We start from the raw sequence: 20,628 nt of genomic DNA on the forward strand, positions 1-20,628 counted from the left end.
GAGCGGTACAGCGCGACGGCGTCGGCCCGGAACTCATCCGAGTACTTGTAGGTCCCCAACGGGAACTCCTGATCTCTGGAACTTCATAGTTCCAGTGTCCAGGGTGTCCACGACCAGGGGGAAACCTCCGTAGCTCTGGACGGCCGACACTGAGGTGTACGGGCGCGACGGCTGGGTGTTGGGGGTGCACCACTCCAGCCCCCGATGGCGGTCGGCAGCGGGGTTCTGGGCGAGCCGGTAGATGACGTCCTCGTACCCGGCCACCGTGTTGATCAGCTGGTTGTGGTTCTCGACCGTGTGGTCGTAGTCGGGGACCGCGACGTGGACGTGGCCGCCCGTTCGCGGGCTGGCGATGCCCCCGTTGCGCCGGACGATCTCGCACACCTGCGTCAGGTTGTTCCAGGTCTGCGGCTCGTCGTAGAGAATGGGCGAGACGATCTCGCCGGCGACAGTGCTGTCGTACTCCAGCCGCCACGCGTTCGGTGCGTCGGTGTAGCCCGCGCGTGCCGAAGCATGCCAGCCGTTCACGTTGGCGTCCGGCGCGATCCCTGCTTCGTGGAGTTCGCGCGCGATGCGCCGGCTGGCGGCCTGCCGCTCGGAGTGCGTCATGGAATCCGGGTAGTCGAACTCGATCTCGACACCGAACGCGCGGCCGCCCTCACGGGCGCCGAGGCCGCCCGTGGCGTTCTCCGTCATGTACGGCACCAGGGGCTCGCCCGCCCGCTGGCGTTCTCGGGCCTGGTCGTAGGCCTCCTGGAAGGCGTCCATGTCCTCCAGGTAGGAGCGCACCGCAGGCTGGGCCGCCCGCTCGGCGCGCGCCTGGTCCTGAGCGGCGATCGAGGCGGCGTGCTCGGCTGCGACTTCGTCGAGGACCTCTTGCGCCGCGGCCCGGTCGACCGCGGAGCGGCCGCTCGAGCCGAGTTGCTCCTGAACCAGGTTGGCTATGGCGCCCTGGTGAACGCAGGTGCCGTCCTCGTCGCCGGCGTGCATGTCGCCGCCGGTGCACTGCAGGCCTTCCGGGCTGACCTGGAGTTGACCGTCCGGGTCGCGGCTGACCCGGACGTCGCCCTCGATGAAGTGGCGCCCGTCCTCGTCGGCGACGCTGGCACCCACGTGGACCAGGGCGTCCTGATCGTCGGTCACCTGGCCCCGGATGACGTCCGGGCTCCGCGGCAGGAACAGCAGGTGGTCGTCTCCGCGGACCACGTGGGCCTGCATGATCGGCATGTCGGCGGGGGTGTCGTCGAAGATGCGCACCTCCGTGCGCTCCGGCCGCTCTTCTATCGTGAGCGGCGCGGCCTCGGCGACGAGCGTGTCCGTGCCGCGCGTGGGCGCGACGCTGTGGTGCTGGTGATCTATTCGGCTCCCCGACCCCACGATTATTCCCCTCGGACATTGGGCGGCAGCGCGCCCTGCTCGGCGGCCACGTGGATCACGCCGGCCTGGTGCAGCGAGACCAGCAGGCTCCACTCGTCGTCCGGCTCGATCCAGATCAGCGCGCCCTCGGGTCCCTCAGGCCGCGGCAGACGGCCAGCCGGCTTGTAGAACGTGGTCACCAGCACCAGCGGGACGGGGGCGTCCCAGCGGCTGACGACCGGCGGGGTGTCCCGCGGGGCGAGGATCGCCTGCTGCTGCTCGGGTGTGCACTGCCCGAACTCTTCCGACGCGGCGAGCACAGCCTGCAGTTGGACCTGAAGACGCAGGGCGAGCCGGATTCGGGCAGCGGCCTTCTCCTTGGGGCTCACCAGTTCGGGGTACTCCGGGATCAGGCCTTCCATGAGCTCGGCCGGGGTGTCGGCGTAGCCGCGCCAGCTCCCGCCGTCGTAGATCATCTCGAAGACGTAGTTGCTGCCGTCGTCCTTGGTCGGAGGGTCGAGAGGCGTGGCGGCCGAGGAGGCATTGCGGGTGCTGATGAACGTCATGACATCTCCAAGGGGTTAGCGGCGCTGCCAGCGGGTTTCGTGGAAAAGAGCGGTGGCCTGAGCCTTATCCTCAGGGCGCTGGAATAGCGAGTCGACCAGTTGCCGGAAGTTCGCGGTGGTTGTGCGCCAATCGTCACCGGACAGCCGCCGCCGCTGCCCGAGTCCGGCCTGACGTCGCTGCTCGCGGTGGCTGCCCAGTTCCATGCGCGGACCAGAAGCATTGGTGTCCTGCCGGACGGCCGCGGCGGCCATGCCCAGGGAGAGCTTGACCTGCGTCTGGATCACGGACGGGTTGAGGGAGCCGTCCCACAGCCGGAACTCGCCGTGGGCGCTTTGCCCGCCGCGCATGGCCCCGTAGAGGTTCACCGCTTGCCCGTGGCGCGCACTGATCTGGGAGATCGACGAGTAGCCCTCGGAGGGAACGGGGTTGGGGTTGCACCACCGTGTGCCCCGATGCTGGTTCCCCTCCGAGGCGGGGTTCTGCGCGAGCCGGTACAGCACATCCTCATGGGCCTTGTACATCTGCATGAGGCGCGTGTGGTTGGCGACGTCGTGGTCGAAGTCGTGCATGCCCACGTGCACGTGGCCGCCGGTGCCGAAGGAGGCGCGGCCGCCGTTACGCTGGATGATCTCGCAGGCCGTGGCAAGGTTCTGCCAGGTCTGCGGCTCGTCGTACAGGATCGGCGAGACCAGTTCGCCGGCCACGGTGCAGTCCGACTCCAGCCGCCATGCGTTCGGCTCGTCGGTGTATCCCGCGCTCTGCTGCGAGTGGTAGCCGTACTGCCGGGCCGTGCGGGACAGGCCGGCGTCACGCAGTTCGCGGGCGATGTTCTGGATCGCCTGCTGCCTGTCGACGCCGGGCTCGATGTCGAACTCGATCTCCACTCCGAAGCCGCGGCCGCCCTCGCGGGCGCCGAGGCCGCCGGTGGCGTTCTCCGTCATGTAGGGGACGACCTGCTCACCGCGTTCGGCGCGGTCGCGGGCGGCGTCGTAGTCGCGCTGGAAGGCGTCGAAGTCCTCCGTGTAGCTGACCTCGTTGGGCGGCCACTGCTCGCGAGCCTCCTCCTGGAGCGAAGCGGCGGCCTGGTGCTCGGCGGCGACCTCGTCCAGGACCTGCTGCGCGGCGGCCCGCTGAACCGAGCGGTCTTCGGGCGATCCCCACTCGGGCGGCAGGTCACGCTGAGCGGGTACGCGGTTGAACGCCTGTCGGAGGGCCTCGATTGCCTCGTCAGAGGCCAGTTCGTCGGTGGTGCCGGCCAGCGGTGACGCTTCGCTGGGGTAGTCGTACTCCTCACGGGGATCGTCCTGGACATCTTGCTGAAGGGCGCCCTGGAACTCGTCCCGAAGGCGCTGCCGAATGCGGTCAAGCTCTTCCACTTCCTCGGGGGGCGCGTTGTTCTCGTCCATCAGGCTGCGGAGCCTGAGGAGCCGACTCACAAGCTCCTGATGCTCGTCCTCCGGCGGGCTAATGGCGTCACTGGGAGCGCTGATGGTGGTGCCTGCCGCGGTCGTGGCGACGAGATGGTGCTGGTGGTCGATTCTGCTGCCCGATCCCATGACTTTGGCCCCCTTTCGGTGATCTGGCCGACCACGGTGGTGCGGGTCGGCGGTGTGAAGTGCGGACGTGAGAGTGAGCGCTACCAGCCCTGGGACTCGGGCTGTTGCCAGCGGGTGACCGCGTACAGCGAGGCCGCCTGCTGCATTTGTGCGCGCCGGTGGAAGATCTCGTCGGCGAACTGGCGGAAGTGGAGGCTGTTGGTCTCCAGCTCCCCGACGCTGAGGCGGTGGTCGGGCCCCCAGTCCTGCCGGTGGCGGCCGCCGCGCACGGCCGCGTTCACCATGCCCAGGGAGAGGTTGATCTGCGCCTGGATGACGGCGGGGTCCACCGAGCCGTCCCACAGCCGGAACTCGCCGTGGTCGCTGCGCCGGCCGTGTGCTGCCGAGAGGTTGACCGCGAGGCCGTGGCCGTTGCGCTGCACCTCGCTCAGTGAGCGGTATCCGCCTGTGGGCACGAAGTTGGGCTCGCACCATTCGGTCCCGCGGTGTGCGGAGTCGGGGGCGATGCGGTTGGCGGCGAGCCGGAACAGGACGTCCTCGTAGTGGTCGTACATCTGCATGAGACGGGTGTGGTTGGCGACGTCGTGGTCGTAGTCGTGCAGGCCGACGTGCACGTGGCCGCCGGTACGTTCGCTGGCGCCGCCGCCGTGCCGGCGAACGATCTCGCAGACGGTGGCGAGGTTCTGCCAGGTCTGCGGCTCGTCGTAGAGGATCGGCGAGACGATCTCGCCGGCCACGGTGCAGTCGTCCTCCAGCCGCCAGGCGTTGGGGGCGTCGGTGTAGCCGGCCGCCGCCTGCGAGTGATAACCGTGTTGTCGGCTGTCCCGCGCCAGGCCGGCCTCGTGCAGGTCCCTGCCGATGGCGCGCAGTGCCTCCTCCTGGTCGTCGTAGTCGCCGTCGGTGACGAACTCGATCTCCACGCCGAATCCGCGCCCGCCTTCGCGGGCGCCGAGGCCGCCGGTGGCGTCTTCTAGCAGGTAGGGCACTGCTTCTTCGCCGCGGAGCTCCCGGTCCCACGCGGCGTCGTGGATCTGGCGGAAGGCCTCGAAGTCCTCGACGAAGCTGACTTCCCGCTCGTCGGGCCACCGGTCACGTGCCTGTACCTGGAGTGCCGCGGCAGCGCTGTGCTCGGCGGCGACCTCGTCCAGGACCTGCTGAGCGGCAGCGCGCTGGACGGGGATGTCGGCCGGTGGCTCGGTGGCTCGGGGCGGGAAACCGGGGCTGTCCTGGTCCTGGACGTCTTCGCGCTCGGCGTCCTGGATGAGGCCGTGTCCGTTCCACAGGTCGTGCTCCAACCGGAGCCGGTCGCGCAGGCCCCAGTACTCCATCGCTTCCTCGAGCGAGGCCCGTCCGTTGTTCGCCTCCCAGCGGGCCTGGATCGCCAGGGCCTGGTCGATGAGTTCACGCTGGCCCTCGGGTATGAGGTCGACCCGCTCGGCCGGGGCCTCGATGGTCAGCCCCACCGCGGTGGTGGCGACGAGGTGGTGTTGGTGGTCGATCCGGCTGCCCGAGCCCATAATCAGGCCTCGTTCCGTGGGGTGATCGTGCCGTCGGCGAGGCCGGCGTAGAAGCGGACGTTGGCGGTGAACAGGTCCTCGGTGCGCGCGTGGGTGTCGACGCGGCCTTCCTCGGTCATGACGGCGCCGTGGCGGGCGTACTGCAGAGGGTTCTGGCTGATGAGGTAGAGCCGGCCGGGGAAGAGGGCCTTGAGGGTGGCGATCCGGTCGGCGCGGCTGGCGCCGGTCAGGACCATGGGCAGGTCCGGCGGGAGGGTGGCGGCAAGGTAGGTAAGACCTGGGACCGCCATCTCCTCCCAGTCGGCCTGCGTGCGGAACGTCTGCAGGTTCATGGCCAGGGCGGGCGGCAGGGCGGGGGTCTCGTCGAGCCAGTCGAGGTAGCGGTCGAGGTCTTCGAGGCGGAGCCAGTAGATGTTGGGGACAGCCGTGACGCCGGCGGCGGAGAGTTCGGCGGCGAGCATCAGGTTGCGCCGCATGTTGATCAGGTTCTCGGCGCGGGGCTGGTTGAAGTACATCGACGCGTTCGGGGTGAGCACGAGGTCCCACTTCTGGGCGGCGAGCATCTCGGCGAAGCCGTCGGCCTTGCGGCGCGTCCAGTACGCCTCGACGAGAGGGTCTTCCGCGTACCCGCTGAGGATGGCCTTCTGCTCGGGCCGCAGGTTCAGGAACTGATGCGCGGTCTGGCCCTCCCAGCGGGGGAACAGCTTGTGCGTCTTGGGGCTGATGACGCGGCGCAGCCCGAGGGCGTACGCGGGCCAGCGGAGCTGGGCGTCGAGGGTCGGCACGTCGTGTCCGTCGACCTGGGGAGTGAACAGGGGCAGGTCGGGGAGGGTGCCGGGCGCCCGCAGGCCGGTGAAGTGCATCGTGCCGCCGATGTCCTTCATCCAGGCCTCGCGGTCGGGCCGGGTGCCGCAGCGGATCGGGCAGCGAGTGCAGGCCAGTCCCGGCTCGCTGCCGGGGAGCGGGTCCTCGGCGCGGGCGCAGCCGCAGTACTCGCAGCTGGAGGTGCAGCCGGAGCACACGGGTTCGACAGCCCTGGGGTTGTCCATGAAGAAAGGGCAGTTGTTGCAGTCGCAGCCGGAGGCGGGTGCCGGAACGGGCTTGCCGACTCCGGGCATGGGCAGGGGGACGGTCATGCGGCAGCGGTCCTTTCGGCGCCGGCGCTGGTGTGGCGCTGGAGGTCGGTCAGGAGCATGCGGAGTGAGCCCGCGTCGAATCGGTGAAGGGCGCGGCCTTCTGCGAGTTGGGTGTTGAGCGCGCGCAGCGCCTCAAGGGCGGCGGTCACGACGGGCGGATCGACGGGCTCGGCAGGCTCGAGCGGCTCGTCGACGCGCAGATGTTGCTCGCCCCCGACCCTGCGGTTACCGGTTCCGCGGAGATGTCGTCGAAGGCCGTCGTTTCGCCGCCCTGTCGGGGCCCCTCAGCATCCGCGCTGTCAGCCAGGGGGGCCGCTGTGGTCTCGTCCGGAGCTGCGGCATCGTCCTCATCGTCGTGCCCGCCGGCCGGCGCCGGCGGCCGGGCAAGTGCCGCGGCTCGTTCGGCGTTGGCTCGCTCGTATGCGGTGACCGCGGCACTGGCGGCGGTGTCGGCCGGCATGTCCGGGTTGGTGGCCTGTGCCCGGGTAGCGGCCGACAGCAGGTCCGTGCGGCCGAGACGCTTGACGGCCTGCCACAGTTCGGCGGCGGCCTCGCGACGTCCGCGGCTGAGGCGGGCGAGATTCGTCCGTGCGGCGAGCGCGACCTGGTGCTGGTCCATGTCCGCGGACAGTTCGCGCGGCAGGGTCCGGAACGCGGCAACGACCTCGCGAGCTCGGCGGGGGGTGATCTGCAGGCCCAGCCGGCGCAGCACCAGGTTCCACGGCGCGGCGAGGTTGGCGTCGCTGCCGCGCAGCCTCTCCAGGGCCTCGAAGCGGGCGACGGGGTCTTCCAGCCGCTGGACGTCCTCGCTCACCTCGATGCCGGCGTTGTCGAGCTGGGCACGCAGGATCGCGCTGCGCTCCAGGAGCAGAGCCTTGGCGAGCTCGCCGGGCTGGAGGTCCTCGCGGGCCAGGTTCTCCACCAGCTGCCAGGTCCGGCGGTCCTCGTCACTCAGCGGTCCGGGGCAGATGACGGCGGGCAGCTTGTCGAACCGCGGATTGTCGGGCTGGTTGACCGCGCCCCAGCGGCAGGCCCGGTAGCGGCGTTCGCCGATCACCAGGCGCCTCTGCATGCGGTTGTCCGGACCGGGCAGTTCCTCCACCAGGACGGGATGGAGCACGCCGACGGTCGAGATCGAGGTAATCAGATCGGCGAGGCCTTCAGGGCTGGTGCTCGGGCCTGGCCCGCGGCCCTGCACGTCGGTGTAGACCGAGCCGCGCATCGGGAGCATCTCGAAACGACGCTGGCGCAGTTGCTCCGAACTCTCCAGAGCCTCGGCCAGTCCCAGGACGACGGGCGCAGGGGCCGGGGATTCCTCAACGGCGACGGTCATCGGCAGAGCCTCCTTCACAGGTAGTCGTCAGGCGCCCAGGCGCCCGGCCCCGAAGGGGATATGCGTGCAGGTCAGCGAGGAGCAGGGGCGGGCGGGTGGCGAGCCGGCGCCGCCGCAGCCGGGCGGCGCAGCAGCATGTCGGTGAGGGGATGCCGCTGCTCGGGTGTTCCGCGCAGCAGCGGCGTGAAGATCCGCCCGAACGGGCCGTGCTCCTTGAGCTGCGCAAGGGTGGTGACCCCGACCGAGAGGTTGCTCGCGAGCCGGGACAGCCGCGGATCGACCCGCGTGAGCGTGTACAGGTCCTCGGTGCGGTCGGCAAGCCGCTTGGCCAGAGTGGGACCGGGCGCACCGTCGAGGACGATCAGCAGGCGCGGGAAGGCCGGGTACGTGTGCTGCCACGCCGGCCGGGTCGACGCCGCGGAGCGCCGAGCCCGGTCGGGATGCTGAGGAACGAACTCGTACAGCCGCCCGTACGCGGAGACCTTCTTGGCGAGCTCGGCCGCGGTCATGGTGGCACGGTCGAGCTCGATGAACACGTTCAGCATGGTGCGAGCGCCGCGGTGGACGTGGACGTAGTGCAGGACAGCGTCGGAGATCACGTGATCGTCTTCGAAGCGGCGCTGCCCGTCGCGGATGCGGTGGGCGACCTCCGGGGTCCACGAAAGGGGCGTGCAGTCGTGCCCGAGCCGGCGCGCGTGCTCGACGAACGCGATGCCGACCTCGTTGACGGCCAGGGTGTGGGCCTGGCGCGTGCTGGCCGCCGACTCGGGTGTCACCCGGTAGCGGCGGGAGAAGACCTCCGCCGCCTGTTCCACGGCGTCGGCGCCCGCCTCGGTCAGGAACCACACGTAGGGCCGGTTGAACCCATGGCCCGGGCTGGCCTTCCCCTGGGCGCGCAGGCGCTGGACAAGGCCGCCCTCTTCGAGCGCCACCAGCTGCCGCCGCAGGTAGGACGCACTGTGAGCAGTCGGCGTCAGCAGCCTGGCGAGCTGATCTGTGGTCATGAGGCGGTGCTGGTAGAGCAGGTCGAGGGCCGACTTGGCGACGGCGTGGAAGCTGAGGGTCCGCTGCGGACGGTGTAGCAGTTCGGGTTCGGTCTGGGTGCTCATCCGACGTGTGACCCCTTGGTCTTGGTGAGGTAGGTGACGTTGCTGGGAGCCGGCTCCTGCTCGGCCGGGTCCGGGCCGTCATCCGGCGGCTCGGGGCCCGGATCGTCGACCGGCGGCTCCTCGGGACCGGGATCGTCGTCGTCCGGCGGGGGCGGCGGCAGTGTGGCCATGAACAGACGGATGCGGGTGTCGAGCCTGGCGAGGTCGTCAAGGATGTCCCGCACCCGGCGCCGGCGCAGGTTCTCGTTGACCGCGGCGTCCAGGTGGTGGACGTCGTCGGGGCGGTGGTAGTCGCTGTAGACGTCCTCGACGCTCGCGCCCCGGACCCGGAAGGGGTCGCTCTGGCCGCCGTCGAGGGTGACGGACATGACGTAGTGGTAGCGCTGCAGCTGCGAGATCGTGTCGGGCGCGACCTTCTTACCCCAGCGCCGCACCACCATCTGCGCCTCGTCGATGTCGCTGGCCGTGGTGGACAGGATCGACAGGTTCTGCAGCAGGCCCTGCCTCGTGGTCGCCGACAGCCGCTGCGCCATCTGCGTCATCGCCAGGAGCTTCACCTTGTACTTGCGCAGCTGCTCGGCGATCGCGGCGAGCGTTCCCTTGCTCGCGCCGTCCACCGCGGTCAGCTCGTCGATGAAGGCGTAGAAGTCCTTGCGGTCGGCGACGGGCATGGTGCGCCGCGACAGCCCGGCGCGAAACAGGTCGTAGATCAGCAGGCAGGAGACGATGCGGTCGGTGTCGCCGGTGCCGGACGGGCATACGAAGACAACCTTCCCGTTGTCCATGGCGTGCCGGATGTCGTACGTGCTCAGCGAGGACCCGAGGAACCCCTTCAAGGCGTTCGAACTGTCGAGACGCTCGATGATGTTCGTGACAACAGGAGTTGCCTCGTTGGAGTACTTCGGGTAGGTCTGCACCCAGAAGTCCCGCAGCGTCTTGGGCAGATACGGCACGACCGCGTCTCGCCACACCTCGTCGTTGAGCAGAGTGCGGATCTGGAAGATCGTCGGCGCCAGCTCGGGCCGACCGGCCCGTGACAGCATCCAGGACAGATGGGCGAGGGTCTGGACCGATCGCGTCAGGATGGTCTTGGCTCGCCCCGCGCTGTCCGACCAGTTCAGAGCGCTCGCGAAGCCGGTGACGATCGCGTTGACGATGTCCGGGATTTCCTCCTCGCCACGGTTCTCCATGGACAGCGGGTTCCAGGAGCCCACCATCGCGTCCAGGTCCGGCGAGGTCAGGTCGATCTCCCACAGCCGCGGCGCGATGTGCGGGTGAGCGAGGTAGGGCCGCGCGCGCTGCCAGCCGTCGCCGTGCGGGTCCAGGAAGAGGGTCCCGTGCCCGTTGTGAGCGAGCGCGATGGCCTGCACCAGCGACATTTCCGTCTTGCCGTATCCCGCCTTCCCGAGGAAGAGCCCGAACAGCAGGTAGGCCAGGGGCAGGCCGGCCAGCCGCTCACCGCCGCCGGGCTTGGCCACCCACCCCAGGGGAAGGAGATCCGCCTGGCCGGTCCACGTGGGCAGGCTCGGCGGCGGCGGGGGCACCACACCGCCCGAACGGGCCACGTTGGCCGCCATGTTGTGCTTCGTGGCGGGCTTGAGAAGGCCGGCGAGCTCCGCGCCCGTTACCCAGCTGGAACGCCGCGGCGCGAACTCTCCGGTGACGAATCGGCGGTCGAAGCTGCGCCGGTAGAGCCGCGAGTCCGCGCGCAGCCGCGTCACGAGCAGGTTCAGACCCACCGGGCGCAGGTGGTTGTCGCCGGCCCAGCCCTCGAGCGTTGCCATGATCTGCTCCAGCAGTATCCGCGGCCGCGCCGGGTCGGAGGAGCAGGTACGGATCAGCATCTGGAGGGCGAACACCGGATCCGCGCCCGGACCGAACTTGCCCATGGCCGCCTTGACGTCGGACACAGTCGGCATGCGCTGGCGCTGAGCGGGGCGCTGGCCGCCGCGGCCCTGCTGCCCGCGCATCTCCGCCGCGATCTCGCTTCCCAAGGACGCCAGGCGGTCCAAGCCGAAGTCGCCCCCCGAACCCTGCTGCGGAAGGCCGGGGATCGCCGGCATCCCGCTGGGGTTGCGACGCGCTCGCGCCAGCAGGCGGCTGCGCCGACGGCCGACCCGGGAGGGCGATATCGGCACCAAGTCCAGCACGATGTCCGCTCGTTCACCCAGGTCCTCACGCACATCCGCGACGGCGGCCGCGAGCGCCTCCAGCGGATCGGGCTTGATCGGAACCTCGCGCAAGGCGAGGTGGTCCGGCAGCGCCAATGCCAGCTCGGCGCGCGCTACGTGCTGCTGCTTGGGCGTGTCCTTGCGCGGCTTGGGCCTGCGCGGCCCGCGTCCGTGACCGCGGGGGGATGCCGCCTTCTTCTTGCTCACCACAGACTCCTTCGGAAGGTCACGCCGCAAGAGCGGTCTGAGAGCTGGTGTCGAGGTCCACGCCGAGACGGATCTCCGGCCGCTCGGAGCTGGCTACGGCGGGACCGACCGCCCGCATCTCGCACTGGCTGTAGCTCTGGTGGCGAAGGACCGCCGCAGCCCGGGCCGGCCCTTCAATGCGCATGGTCAGCAGGCCGCCCTGGGACAGCAGCCGCACGCGCACCGCCGTGCCGCGCACCGGAGTGAAGGCCCAGCGCGAGACACTCCGCTGCGCCTGGGCCAGCTGCTTGGCGAAGCGGAGGACGTCCTCGAGCACCGGATCGAAGCCGGTGGTCGGGAGGAGCTCGAACGCCTGCCGGTCCTTGAGCGGCTTCCGGCCGAAGCGTCGACGCGCGACGGATACGGAGACAGCGACGACCACCGGCACGGGAATCAGCCACCACATGTTGCCGGTCAGCCACGTGATGGCGGTCTGCCCGTACGCCGGGAGGTCTTGTCCGACTTGGATCAGCCGGTCGATGACGTCGTTCGTGGTCATCGGGCGGCTCCTGGGCACGAGAAGGCCAGAAGGAGAGAGGCAGCAGGCATGTCGGAACTCCGGGGAGACGGGGAGTGCGGATGCCTATAGAGGTGCGGTTTCGGACGCCCGTGTGACATGGGTGCCTGAACTTTTTTGATCTCCGGCCGAGCCCACCGGCCAAGGAGTCCGGCCGCGGTGGGAGGTCAAGCGTCGTCGACATCAGTCGGGCAGCTGCCGGATTGCTTAACCGAAGCGGACCTTGGCGGTGCGCCCCGTCTCCTGGTGATCGTCGCCTGCCTGGCCTGGGCTACCGCGCCTGTCCGCAGCCCTGCGTGGGCCCGGCTGCGGCTCGTCCTCGGACGTTGTCAGCATCGACCGCTATGCTCAACGCAGCGCACCTCGCTTGTGCGCGCCGGCCCGGGCCCACCCCCGGAGCTACCGGTGAACCGTGCTGCCGCGCGGGGGCGGGCGACGACCGGTGCCCTCTTCCGAACCGCGCACCCTGGCCATGCTCGTGGTGGGACGAACCGCAGGGTCAGGACGCGACGATGGAGAAACGATGGCCCCGTCCTCCCGCAACACCACCAACCGCCAGCGCATTGCCCGCGAGCTGAACCGCTCAACCGGTTGCGGCTACCAGAAGGCACTGCAGCGCGTAAAGGCCGCAGCCGACGTGGGCCAGCTGCCCGCCAAACTCGACCAGGCCGGCCGCGAAGAAGCTGTGCGGATGCTCACCGAGAACCGCCCCCAGCCCGCACCCGCCCCGATGGGCGTGGTGAGCGGCTCGTCCTCCGACACACCTCCAGTAGTCGTGCACGGGCTGGTCCGCGGAGGCGCGGACAAGACCGTGACCACGCTTCCGGTCGGCCAGGTGGTCGAGATGTACCGGGCGATCGAGGCGCACCGGAACCTTCGGGATAAGGAGCGGACCGTCGACGCCATGCGGGCGCAACGGGACCAGAGCCTGCTCCCGTTCCTCCTCCCCGCGGTGCCGCAGGATTTGGTGACGCAGATGGAACAGCTGCTGGAGCAGACCCGTCGGCTGTCAGGGCGCGACGAGTCGTAGTGAACTGCCGTACACCGGTCGACGGTCGGGTCAGCCAACCCGCTTCATGACGAGGATCTGGGACTTCCAGTACGAGAGCGGCTTGATCCGTACCTTGAGCCCCGTCTTGGGCGCGTCGATGACCTGGCCGCTGCCGATGTACATGGCGACGTGCTCGGGCCGGGCGGCGCTGCCGCGGCTGAAGAGCAGATCACCGGGTTGCAGATCTGCGGTCGACCGTATCTCCGTGCCTCGTTTGACCTGGTCGTAGGTGGTGCGGGGGAGGTTCACGCCGACGCTGGCCCAGGCCATCTTCATGAGGCTCGAGCAGTCGCATCCGTTGTTCTCCCGCAGGCTGAACGGCCTGCGGCAGTTGCCGCCCCACTGGTAGTCAGTGCCCAGTGCTGTCTGGGCTGCGGCCACCACCTGACCGGTGCGTCCGCTGCCGGCGGGGACCGGGCTGCTCGGCTGCATGGCATCGGTCCACTTCTCGGCGAGAGCACGGATGATCCTGACGTAGTTCTGGGTCTCCGTATACGGGGGGATCCCCTGGTACTTCTTCACCTTGTACGGTCCGGCGTTGTACGCGGCCAGCATGTTGTCCGACTTGTCGCCGGGGATGTTGCGGACCTCTTCGGCGATGTCGCAGTCGTAGTCGACGGCCGCAGGCACCGCGTCGATCGGGTCCCAGACGTCCTTGTCGCCGTCGCCGTCGCCGTCGCCGTCGCCGTCTTTGCCGTGTGTTTTCCACGTGCCGGGGATGAACTGTGCGATGCCCTGGGCGAGCGGGACTTTGACCTCGGTCCCGTCCCTCTTTTTGATGATCTTGTAGGACTCGGCCTTGGGGTCGAAGCCGCTCTCCTGGTACAGCTGCGCGGCGAGCAGGGCCGGAGTCACTTCAGGGCATCCGTACTCGTTGATGGCCTTGTCGATCAGGGTCCGCAGCCAGTCCGGGACATCGGCGCTCTTGGAGATGCCGCCTCCGAAGCCGGCGTTCTGGATGTCATTGCCGGTGTTGTCGCTGCCGAGCTTGGTCACGACGGCCATCACGGCGGCGATGATGAGGGCGCACCAGCACAGCCAGGCGATCCCGAGGCCCGTGAGGATCTTCTTCAACGTAGTCTCCTCAGGCGTTCACGATCGCGGCGACCCGCCACGCGCCTACGGGCTCGTGATGCATCTCGAGTGCGAGCTGGTCGTGGGAGCGGGTGGCCGGCTGTCCAGCAGCGCGGGTCGTGCAGGTGTAGAGGACCCGCACGTAGGCCCGTTCGGATGTCGCGGCGGGTGCTCCGTCGGGGGTGGCGACGCGATCGACAGCGCAGGTCACGCGGGTCTCGTCTGCGAGCCACTGCTGCCACAGCCGCGTGGACCGGTCGCCCGGTTCGCGTAGTTGGGCGGCCAACTCGTCGGTGGCGTACGTGGCTGCACGTCGGCCGGCATCGCTGAAGGAGACGTCGTGTCCCGGGCGTGCGTCATGCGAGGCCCACGCCAGGACGAACCGGCGTGCCGTGTCGGCCGCCTTCGGCGGCACTGACTCCGGGGCGGACAGCTCCTGTTCCTCCGCTGCGGTGTCCTGAGCCGTCGGCGTCGGTTCGGACGATGTGCTCGGAGCGGAGGAAAGGGGTCCTGGAGAGGCCGTGGCCGTGCCCGGCTCGGCAGACGGGGCGCGGCCGGGGTCGACGACCAGGAGCAGAATCCCGGTGATGGCCAGGAGGGCGGCCGCGGCGAAGAGCACGAAGATCTTCCAGGGGCTCGACTTCTCGGGCTGGGGTGCGGGCATCGGACACCTCCTGTAGGCGAGGCAGGGTGAGGGGAGTCGGGCGCGGGGGTCAGCGCGGTGCGCTCACCCCCGCGTGGGTCGATCAGCTGCGGCGTCGGGGCGGACCGGCAGGCCGCGTGGCCCTGCGAATGGCGCGCGGGGCGGTGGGCGGCGGCGGTGCCGGCGGGTCATCGCCCTTCCTGGGGACAGGCGGGAGGTTCAGCACGGGCGTGGAGACGGACGCCGGATCCACCGCGGGAACCGTCGGTGAGGAACCGGACCGCGTCGATGCCGGGGCTGTGCCGGGGACCGGGGGAGCGGTGGCGGCCGCGCGTGTGCCGGGAGGGCTGGACGGCCGGGTCGCACCTGCCAGTGGCTGAGCCATCCCGAGCTGGGCGTTGGCGGCATGACGGCCGACGAACCGCGCGGCGGTCTGCACATTTCGGCGGTACTCGTTGCCGAAGGCGCGGGCTCCGTCGACCTTGGCGGTGACCCGGGCACCAGCCCGGTTCTTTGCCGCGGTGAGCTGCCCCTTGACCGCGTTGGCCCGCGCGGCTGCGGCCGTGCCTCCCCGCTTGGCGGCGGCGATTCCGCGGGGAATTCCGACCGGGGCGCCCACGGTGGCGAGGGCGGCGACCTTGGTCGCCTTCCAGCCGAAGCGGGCGCTCGCTGCTGCGCCCTTGCCGGCCATGAGGGTGGCGCGTCCGCCGCGGGACTGCGACAGCTTGTTCGTGGCTGCCGCAGCGAGCCGGCGGCGCAGTGCCTGCTTGGCGGCACCCTGGGCTGCGACCTTCGCGGCGGTGGCGGCGCCGCCGGTGCCCACGGCGGCTGCGGCGTTGGCCGCCAGACGGGCGGCAGAGCGCAGGCGGCCTCCGCGCTTGCCTCGCTGCGGCGGTCCCATCCACATCTGCTTGGCGCTGCGTCCGGCTCGGGCGAGCGGCTGGGTGACCTTGCGTGCCTCGCCGCGTGCCTCGCCGAACAGCTGCTTGATGCCGGGGGCGGTCTCGGCGTAGCGGCCGAACTGGTTGAAGACGCTCTGGCGGCTGCCGCCGACCCGGGCGTTGGCCAGGCGGCGGTTGAGGTTGACGCTGACCTGCCTCGCCGTCTCCTTGATCTTCTTCTGGCCGACGAGCCCAGCGACCGCAGCCAGGTCGAGGCAGATGAACTTGACCGCGAGGATCTGCCCCGTCTCCGCGTCGATCAGCGCGATGATCACGACGACGAAGATGGCGAGGAACAAGATCGCGAGGATGACGCCGAGGATCGCCTTCACGATCGCGGACACCCAGCGCCACAGCACTCCGCGGCCGCCGCCCGGCAGGATGCCGGCGGCCAGGGCCCAGTGGCCCTTCATCGCCTCGAACGCCAACCAGCCCTGCGAGACCAGGAAGGTACCGGTGACCAGCACCATGAGGACGGACACGATGATCGCGGCGAGCGCGACGAACGCGGCCGAGAAGGTCATGTCGGCCGACGCCTTCTTCGCGTCCCCCTTCTTGACCTTGCAGACCTTGGTGAAGTGCTCGCCGGCGTTGGTGAGCTGGGCTGCGTAGGTTGCTTCACCCGTGGGGTTGATCCGGTTGGCCTCGAAGAAGTCGATGCCCATCTGCTCGAAGTTGTACTTGACCAGCGAGGCCTCGGCGAAAGCCTTCGAGCAGGCAGGGTCCTTGAACGTCTTGCCGTAGAGCATGAGCTGGGTCGGCTTGACGATGAACGCGTCGACGAGGGCGTCGGTGATCGGTTTGGAGACGTCCTCGGGCTTGGAGTCTCCTTCGGGGTTCTGCGACAGCACGACCGCGCTCACCTCGAGCGAGAGGTCCTTGGCCTTGCCGACCATCCCCTCGTCGCTCAGCAGCATCGTGGAGCCGCCGGGGGACGGCTGGTCGTGCGTACCCAGCAGTACCTGGGCAGGGGAGAGCAGCACCGTGGTGGCCACGGCGGCCACGACCAGTGACATGCCGGCCTCGGCGAAGCCGCGGCTGCGGTTCTTGAACAGGATGTGCCACGCCGCGTACAGGCCGGAGAAGAGCAGGAAGAGTCCCGGCAGGCCGAGGCGGTTGATGACCTGGTCACGCAGGCTCGTGGCGATGTCGTCGGCGGGCTTGACGAGGATCTTGGCGAGACCGAAGTCGAGCGCCCAGTCGATCAGCCAGCACGAGAAGCCGATGAACCATTTGGCGATGCCCATGAAGAACTGCGAGAGCAGGTTCCAGATCTTCAGGTCGATGTCGTTCCAGTCGCCTGTGTCCGAATCCACGCTGTACGCGCTGATCGGGACGCCGTCCCTGTCCTTGACGTTGAACGGCTGCAGCAGCCCGTCGGAGGCGTCCTTGGGCGACTTGCTCAGGTCCTCGACCGGCCGGTTCTCATCACCCGGCTGCGGCGCAGGCGGCGTCACGCCGGGCCGGGGCTCCATGGGGTTGTAGGAGTCCTCCGGCTCGGGCTTCGGCTTGGCTTCCGGCTTGTCGTCGTTGCCGCTGTCGTCGCCCCCCTTGCAGTACTTGTACTGGGCGCTTCCTTTGGGTAGTTGGTCGCACGGATCCGGCTTGTCCTTGCCGGGCTCGGGCTTGGGCTTGTCCGGCTTCGGGGGCGGTTTGGAGTCCGGCGCGGTGGGCGCCGGTCCCGGCTGCGGGTTGGGGACCGTGTCGGCGAACGCGACCGCGGCGGACAGGCCCAGCAGCAGTGCCAGGGGCACGGCGATGAGCCAGATCCGTAGGGCGCGGCCGCGCAGCGCGGCACGGGAGGCGGACTTCATGCCAGTGCCCCTTCGATGGGCACATCGACGGCCGGCTCGTCCTCATCCATCTGACCCGGGGTGGTGTGGATGGCGTCGGCGGCTTCGTCGTCGGCCGGGATAAGCACCTTGATGCCGCCGATGCGCCGGCGCAGGTCGCGGTAGAGGCCCTCGCCGGCGCGCAGGCTGCGCTCGGCGTCGGACACGTTGAGAGGGCTCAGGTTCTCCGTGATCAGCTTGATCATCTCGTCGTCGGCGGGGTCGAGGTCGATGAACTCGAGGCAGCGGGCGGCGAGGGTCTTGCTGCGGTGGCGGAAGACGAAGATGTGGCTAAGCAGGGCGCGGATCTTGTCGCCGATCTCGTTCTTCGGCCCGATGTCGTACGGGTCGTGCGAGCCCGCGTATACGCCGGCGTTGTGCTTGCGGCCGTCGGCGATGATCTCGAGCAGGAGGTTGGATCCCTCGGCTGATGCGGTGAGCCACCAGCATTCGTCCAGGAACACCCCGGTGAACTCGGCCGGGTTGGAGAAGGCGACCTCGCGGCACAGCGCGGTGATCAGGTACATCAGGCGCCAGCCGAAACGTGTCTCCACCTCCAGGCTGCGCAGGCGGTGCTCGTCGAGTTCCTCCTTGCGCGGGAGGGCGAGGCGGTCGACGGCGAACACGATCGAGTCGGCGTTGCTGATCCTGACGACCGGCAGGTTCGGGTCGAAGATCGTGCGGCCCAAGTCCTTCTTGGCCAGGGCCCGCATCTTGCGGACGAGCTCGGAGGCCGCGGCGCGCACGGCTATGTCGTTCGGCTCGTCGGGATCCGGAGTCTTGGCACGCAGGCCGAGGTTGGTGATAAGCGAGGTCATGGACGGGTTGGGGCCCAGGCGCGTGGTCTCGATGGCCTCGGCGAGCGTGACGCCTTCGACCGACATGCTGGCGATGTCGAGCAGGGGGGTGAGGAAGGACTCGCAGTAGCGGGCCGCGCGCGGGCCGCGGAAGACCCGCAGCGGGTCGAGGGAGACGCCGGCGGTCTCGTCGACGCGGATGATCTGTGTCTCGCCCGGGCAGGCCAGGGCGAAGCGACTCCATTCCTGCTGCGGGGTGCGGTCGATCACGAGGGCGCGGCCGCGGCTTCGGGCCTGGCCGGCTCGGTGCCCGGTGGACAGGATCGAGTACATCGCGGTCTTGAGGGCGACACTCTTGCCGGAGCCGAGTTCGCCGACGAACGCGGCGCTGGCCGAGGCGTTGACGCGCGGGCCGTGGCTGAAGTCGATGAGGACAGGGCGTACGCCGCCGCCGGACAGCTGCAGGCCGAACAGGGAGCCGGTGTCGTCGCCGAGGTTGGCGCCGCTGAACGGCATCGCCATGGCGAAGTCCCTGGCCAGCAGGTACTGGGTGAAGTCGAGGAGTGGCCGGGGCGTCTTGGTGCCGGGCAGCATCGCGTGGAAGAGCGGCACCTGGTCGCCGACGGGACGGGTGAGGGTGTAGTCGTTGCCGCCGAAGTGGTGCTGCAGGGAGGCCGCGCGTTCGTTGGCCTCTTCCGGGGTGGCGCCCCACACGCACGTGACGACGGAAGCGCGGATCTCGACCTCGGTGGCCGAGGACGTCAGCCGGTCACGGTACTCGTCCAGAGCGAAGGCGGCCTTGTCCAGACTCGCGGGAACGCCGGCGGTCTCGCCGTCGTACTCGCCGCGCTGGTGGGCCAGTTCGCGCTGCTGCCTGCGGGGCTTCGGCTCGGCCTTCGAGCCGGCCTCGATGTTCAGGCGGACCGCCCAGTCGACCGGGAAGCCGAAATCGTCCAGGGCGGCCAGGTACTCCGAGCCGGGGAACCGGAAGCTCTCGGGCATCTCGGCCAGGACGCTGAAGGCCTGGTAGCTGCTGCCGTGTTCGGTGGTCACCTTGGCGTACCGGCGGGCGAAGGGGTTGGAGGGGCCCTTACGGCGCTGGCCGCCGCGGCCGCCCTCGTCGAGAACGACCTGGGTGTGGGCGGCGATGGTGTGCCCCCGGCCGCGCAGGCCGCGGGGTGTTCCCTCTTCGGGGAACAGCGGCTCGTCCAGGCCGCGCCGTGCCGCGTGTCCGTAGATCCACAGGATCTCGGCCTCGGTGGCGGCCTTGAGCTTGATGCCGGCCGGCCACGAGGCTGCGAGGCGGTTGGCCTGGAGCAGGCGCTTGGCTTCCTCGGCCGCGGAGATGGGCGGGCTCGGCAGGCCGAGCGCGGCCATGAGCTCGACCTGGGCGGAGGAAGCAACAGCCTTGGCGGTCTGCTTGAGGTCCAGGTGCGGCAGGGGTATCGCCAGGAAGTCGACACGCCCGGTGAGCTCGAGCCCGTCGAGCTGATCGAGGACCTTCAGGGAGAGGTCGACGTACTCCGGGCTCTTGTCCCAGTCGACGCCGGCGGTCATGCGCTTGACGACGGAGGCCGCGTCGACCTGCGGGCACAGGCTCAGGAGCAGGGCCTCGCCGCGCAACGCCTTGAAGAGCGCCTCGAGCGCGTCGAGGCGCTCCCTCTTGGTGGCTTTCGAGCCGTGGGTGTAGTTCTCGCTGTCGACCTTCCACACGCCCCACGTGGCGGCGTTGGTCGTCCAGATGAGGTGGCCGCTGATGTGCCGGACGGGGAGACGCATGGGGAAGTCCTTCGTGAACAGGGCGCACGGGGCAGCGGCGCTAGGAACGGGAGTTCTGGTCCTCGATCGAGGCGAGGAGGCTCTGCAGCTGGCTCCGCCCGCCGGTGCACGGCGCCACCTTGCGCGCGGAGGTGGCCGGCGGGGTGGGCGTGGCGATCGGCGCGGGGCCAGCCGTCCGACGCGCAGGCCGTGTCGGTCCCGCGGCGCGCGGGGCCCGCGCCGGCGCGACGGCAACGGGTTCGTCGGTGGGCCGGCTGGTGACGCGGACGGTGCAGGTCGTGCGTGTCAGATGGGGGCGGGACTGCCGCTGCGGGCGGCCGGCGAGCCGCCCGCCCGCCGGCGCCGAGGCGTGGATGAGCAGGGACCGCAGCGCGCGCGCCGGGTCCCGGCCGTCGATGCGCGCGTAGCGCAGCACCCAGGCCAGCCCCCACGGGAGCGCGATCATGATCAGGATGTTCGCGAGACCGAAGTGGGCCCACAGGGCCTGCGTCAGGGCCAGGGAGCCGAAGACGACGACCATGGTGACGATCTGGGTGATCGTGTACGGGCCGCCCGGGATCCGTCCGGCGCCCGGGAGTTTGCCGATGACGAGCGGGTGCTTGCGGGCGCGGGTGTAGGAATGCCCGATGAGGTCTTCCTCGGACGCACTCACAGCAGCGCCCTGACGTCACCGGTCCCGGGACCGGGCACCTGCACGGAGGCGCTGGCAGTGTCCTCGATCTCCGAGCCGACCTTGGTCTGCAGCGACGGCAGGTTGGCGATGCCCCACATCACGAGGGCGCCCAGGAGGAACGCGACGAGCGTGGCCACCCAGGACTTGGTCCTCCAGTACGCCATCGCGACGGCGGCGAGCACCATCACACCCACGACCAGCTTGATGAGCGTGCCGATCTGTTTGGTCTTGAGGGTGGCCCAGTCGAGCAGGTCGCCGGCGAGGACGACGGTGTTGGGGTCAGCGGTCAGCGTGTGCATGAACGATTCCTCTTTCGGTCGTGGCGACGTG

The 20,628-nt window shown here is 69.9% G+C and carries 17 protein-coding genes; 1 reads left to right on the forward strand and 16 read right to left on the reverse strand.

The features are described 5' to 3' along the window. Nucleotides 1-33: 33 nt before the first annotated feature. The 10 genes from ACFC02_RS32670 to ACFC02_RS32715 all read right to left on the reverse strand — a co-directional run bounded on the left by ACFC02_RS32670 (nucleotide 34) and on the right by ACFC02_RS32715 (nucleotide 11,490). Nucleotides 34-1,377 (reverse strand): amidoligase family protein, encoded by a 1,344-nt coding sequence (locus ACFC02_RS32670; protein ID WP_376365199.1) that lies wholly within the window; start codon nucleotides 1,375-1,377, stop codon nucleotides 34-36. A gap of 2 nt (nucleotides 1,378-1,379) precedes the next feature. After that, complete coding sequence (locus tag ACFC02_RS32675; protein ID WP_210910061.1) at nucleotides 1,380-1,922, reverse strand: hypothetical protein; 543 nt, start codon at nucleotides 1,920-1,922, stop codon at nucleotides 1,380-1,382. Between the two features lie 15 nt (nucleotides 1,923-1,937). Next, nucleotides 1,938-3,479 carry an amidoligase family protein gene (locus ACFC02_RS32680; RefSeq protein WP_376365201.1) on the reverse strand — a complete coding sequence of 514 codons (1,542 nt, stop codon included), beginning with the start codon at nucleotides 3,477-3,479 and terminating at the stop codon, nucleotides 1,938-1,940. A gap of 80 nt (nucleotides 3,480-3,559) precedes the next feature. Next, on the reverse strand, nucleotides 3,560-4,996 hold the full coding sequence (locus tag ACFC02_RS32685) for an amidoligase family protein (RefSeq protein WP_376365203.1): 1,437 nt from the start codon (nucleotides 4,994-4,996) through the stop codon (nucleotides 3,560-3,562). Between the two features lie 2 nt (nucleotides 4,997-4,998). Beyond that, the gene (locus tag ACFC02_RS32690; RefSeq protein WP_007494394.1) at nucleotides 4,999-6,132 is read right to left on the reverse strand and encodes a DUF4417 domain-containing protein; all 1,134 of its coding nucleotides are present in this window, start codon (nucleotides 6,130-6,132) and stop codon (nucleotides 4,999-5,001) included. Then, complete coding sequence (locus ACFC02_RS32695; protein WP_376365205.1) at nucleotides 6,129-6,281, reverse strand: hypothetical protein; 153 nt, start codon at nucleotides 6,279-6,281, stop codon at nucleotides 6,129-6,131. The genes ACFC02_RS32690 and ACFC02_RS32695 overlap by 4 nt, the downstream gene beginning before the upstream one ends. After that, a complete protein-coding gene (locus tag ACFC02_RS32700) occupies nucleotides 6,278-7,465 on the reverse strand; it encodes a ParB/RepB/Spo0J family partition protein (protein WP_376365207.1) in 1,188 nt (395 codons plus the stop codon). The genes ACFC02_RS32695 and ACFC02_RS32700 overlap by 4 nt, the downstream gene beginning before the upstream one ends. Nucleotides 7,466-7,536: 71 nt before the next feature. Then, nucleotides 7,537-8,574 carry a replication-relaxation family protein gene (locus tag ACFC02_RS32705; RefSeq protein WP_376365209.1) on the reverse strand — a complete coding sequence of 346 codons (1,038 nt, stop codon included), beginning with the start codon at nucleotides 8,572-8,574 and terminating at the stop codon, nucleotides 7,537-7,539. After that, nucleotides 8,571-10,952 (reverse strand): ATP/GTP-binding protein, encoded by a 2,382-nt coding sequence (locus ACFC02_RS32710; protein WP_376365211.1) that lies wholly within the window; start codon nucleotides 10,950-10,952, stop codon nucleotides 8,571-8,573. The genes ACFC02_RS32705 and ACFC02_RS32710 overlap by 4 nt, the downstream gene beginning before the upstream one ends. A gap of 19 nt (nucleotides 10,953-10,971) precedes the next feature. Then, nucleotides 10,972-11,490: a hypothetical protein gene (locus tag ACFC02_RS32715; protein WP_007494400.1), complete on the reverse strand. Its 519-nt coding sequence runs from the start codon at nucleotides 11,488-11,490 to the stop codon at nucleotides 10,972-10,974. Nucleotides 11,491-12,031: 541 nt separating this feature from the next. Between ACFC02_RS32715 and ACFC02_RS32720 the strand changes: the two genes are divergently transcribed. Next, the gene (locus ACFC02_RS32720) at nucleotides 12,032-12,538 is read left to right on the forward strand and encodes a hypothetical protein (RefSeq protein WP_376365214.1); all 507 of its coding nucleotides are present in this window, start codon (nucleotides 12,032-12,034) and stop codon (nucleotides 12,536-12,538) included. A gap of 30 nt (nucleotides 12,539-12,568) precedes the next feature. Here ACFC02_RS32720 and ACFC02_RS32725 read toward each other — a convergent pair whose 3' ends face one another. From ACFC02_RS32725 to ACFC02_RS32750, 6 genes are all read right to left on the reverse strand, one after another. Next, nucleotides 12,569-13,633, reverse strand: coding sequence for an NlpC/P60 family protein (locus ACFC02_RS32725; protein ID WP_376365216.1), 1,065 nt, complete (start codon nucleotides 13,631-13,633; stop codon nucleotides 12,569-12,571). A 10-nt stretch (nucleotides 13,634-13,643) separates the two neighbouring features. Then, nucleotides 13,644-14,297: a hypothetical protein gene (locus ACFC02_RS32730; protein WP_376365218.1), complete on the reverse strand. Its 654-nt coding sequence runs from the start codon at nucleotides 14,295-14,297 to the stop codon at nucleotides 13,644-13,646. 82 nt (nucleotides 14,298-14,379) lie between these two features. Further along, a complete protein-coding gene (locus ACFC02_RS32735; RefSeq protein WP_376365220.1) occupies nucleotides 14,380-17,031 on the reverse strand; it encodes a hypothetical protein in 2,652 nt (883 codons plus the stop codon). Then, a complete protein-coding gene (locus ACFC02_RS32740; protein WP_376365222.1) occupies nucleotides 17,028-19,625 on the reverse strand; it encodes an ATP-binding protein in 2,598 nt (865 codons plus the stop codon). Before ACFC02_RS32740 ends, ACFC02_RS32735 begins: the two co-directional genes overlap by 4 nt. 40 nt (nucleotides 19,626-19,665) lie before the next feature. Then, nucleotides 19,666-20,277, reverse strand: coding sequence for a hypothetical protein (locus ACFC02_RS32745; RefSeq protein WP_376365224.1), 612 nt, complete (start codon nucleotides 20,275-20,277; stop codon nucleotides 19,666-19,668). Next, nucleotides 20,274-20,597 carry a hypothetical protein gene (locus ACFC02_RS32750; protein ID WP_376365226.1) on the reverse strand — a complete coding sequence of 108 codons (324 nt, stop codon included), beginning with the start codon at nucleotides 20,595-20,597 and terminating at the stop codon, nucleotides 20,274-20,276. The genes ACFC02_RS32745 and ACFC02_RS32750 overlap by 4 nt, the downstream gene beginning before the upstream one ends. Between the last annotated feature and the right edge of the window lie 31 nt (nucleotides 20,598-20,628).

This window comes from Streptomyces sp. NPDC056160 (assembly GCF_042268205.1).
GTDB lineage: Bacteria > Actinomycetota > Actinomycetes > Streptomycetales > Streptomycetaceae > Streptomyces.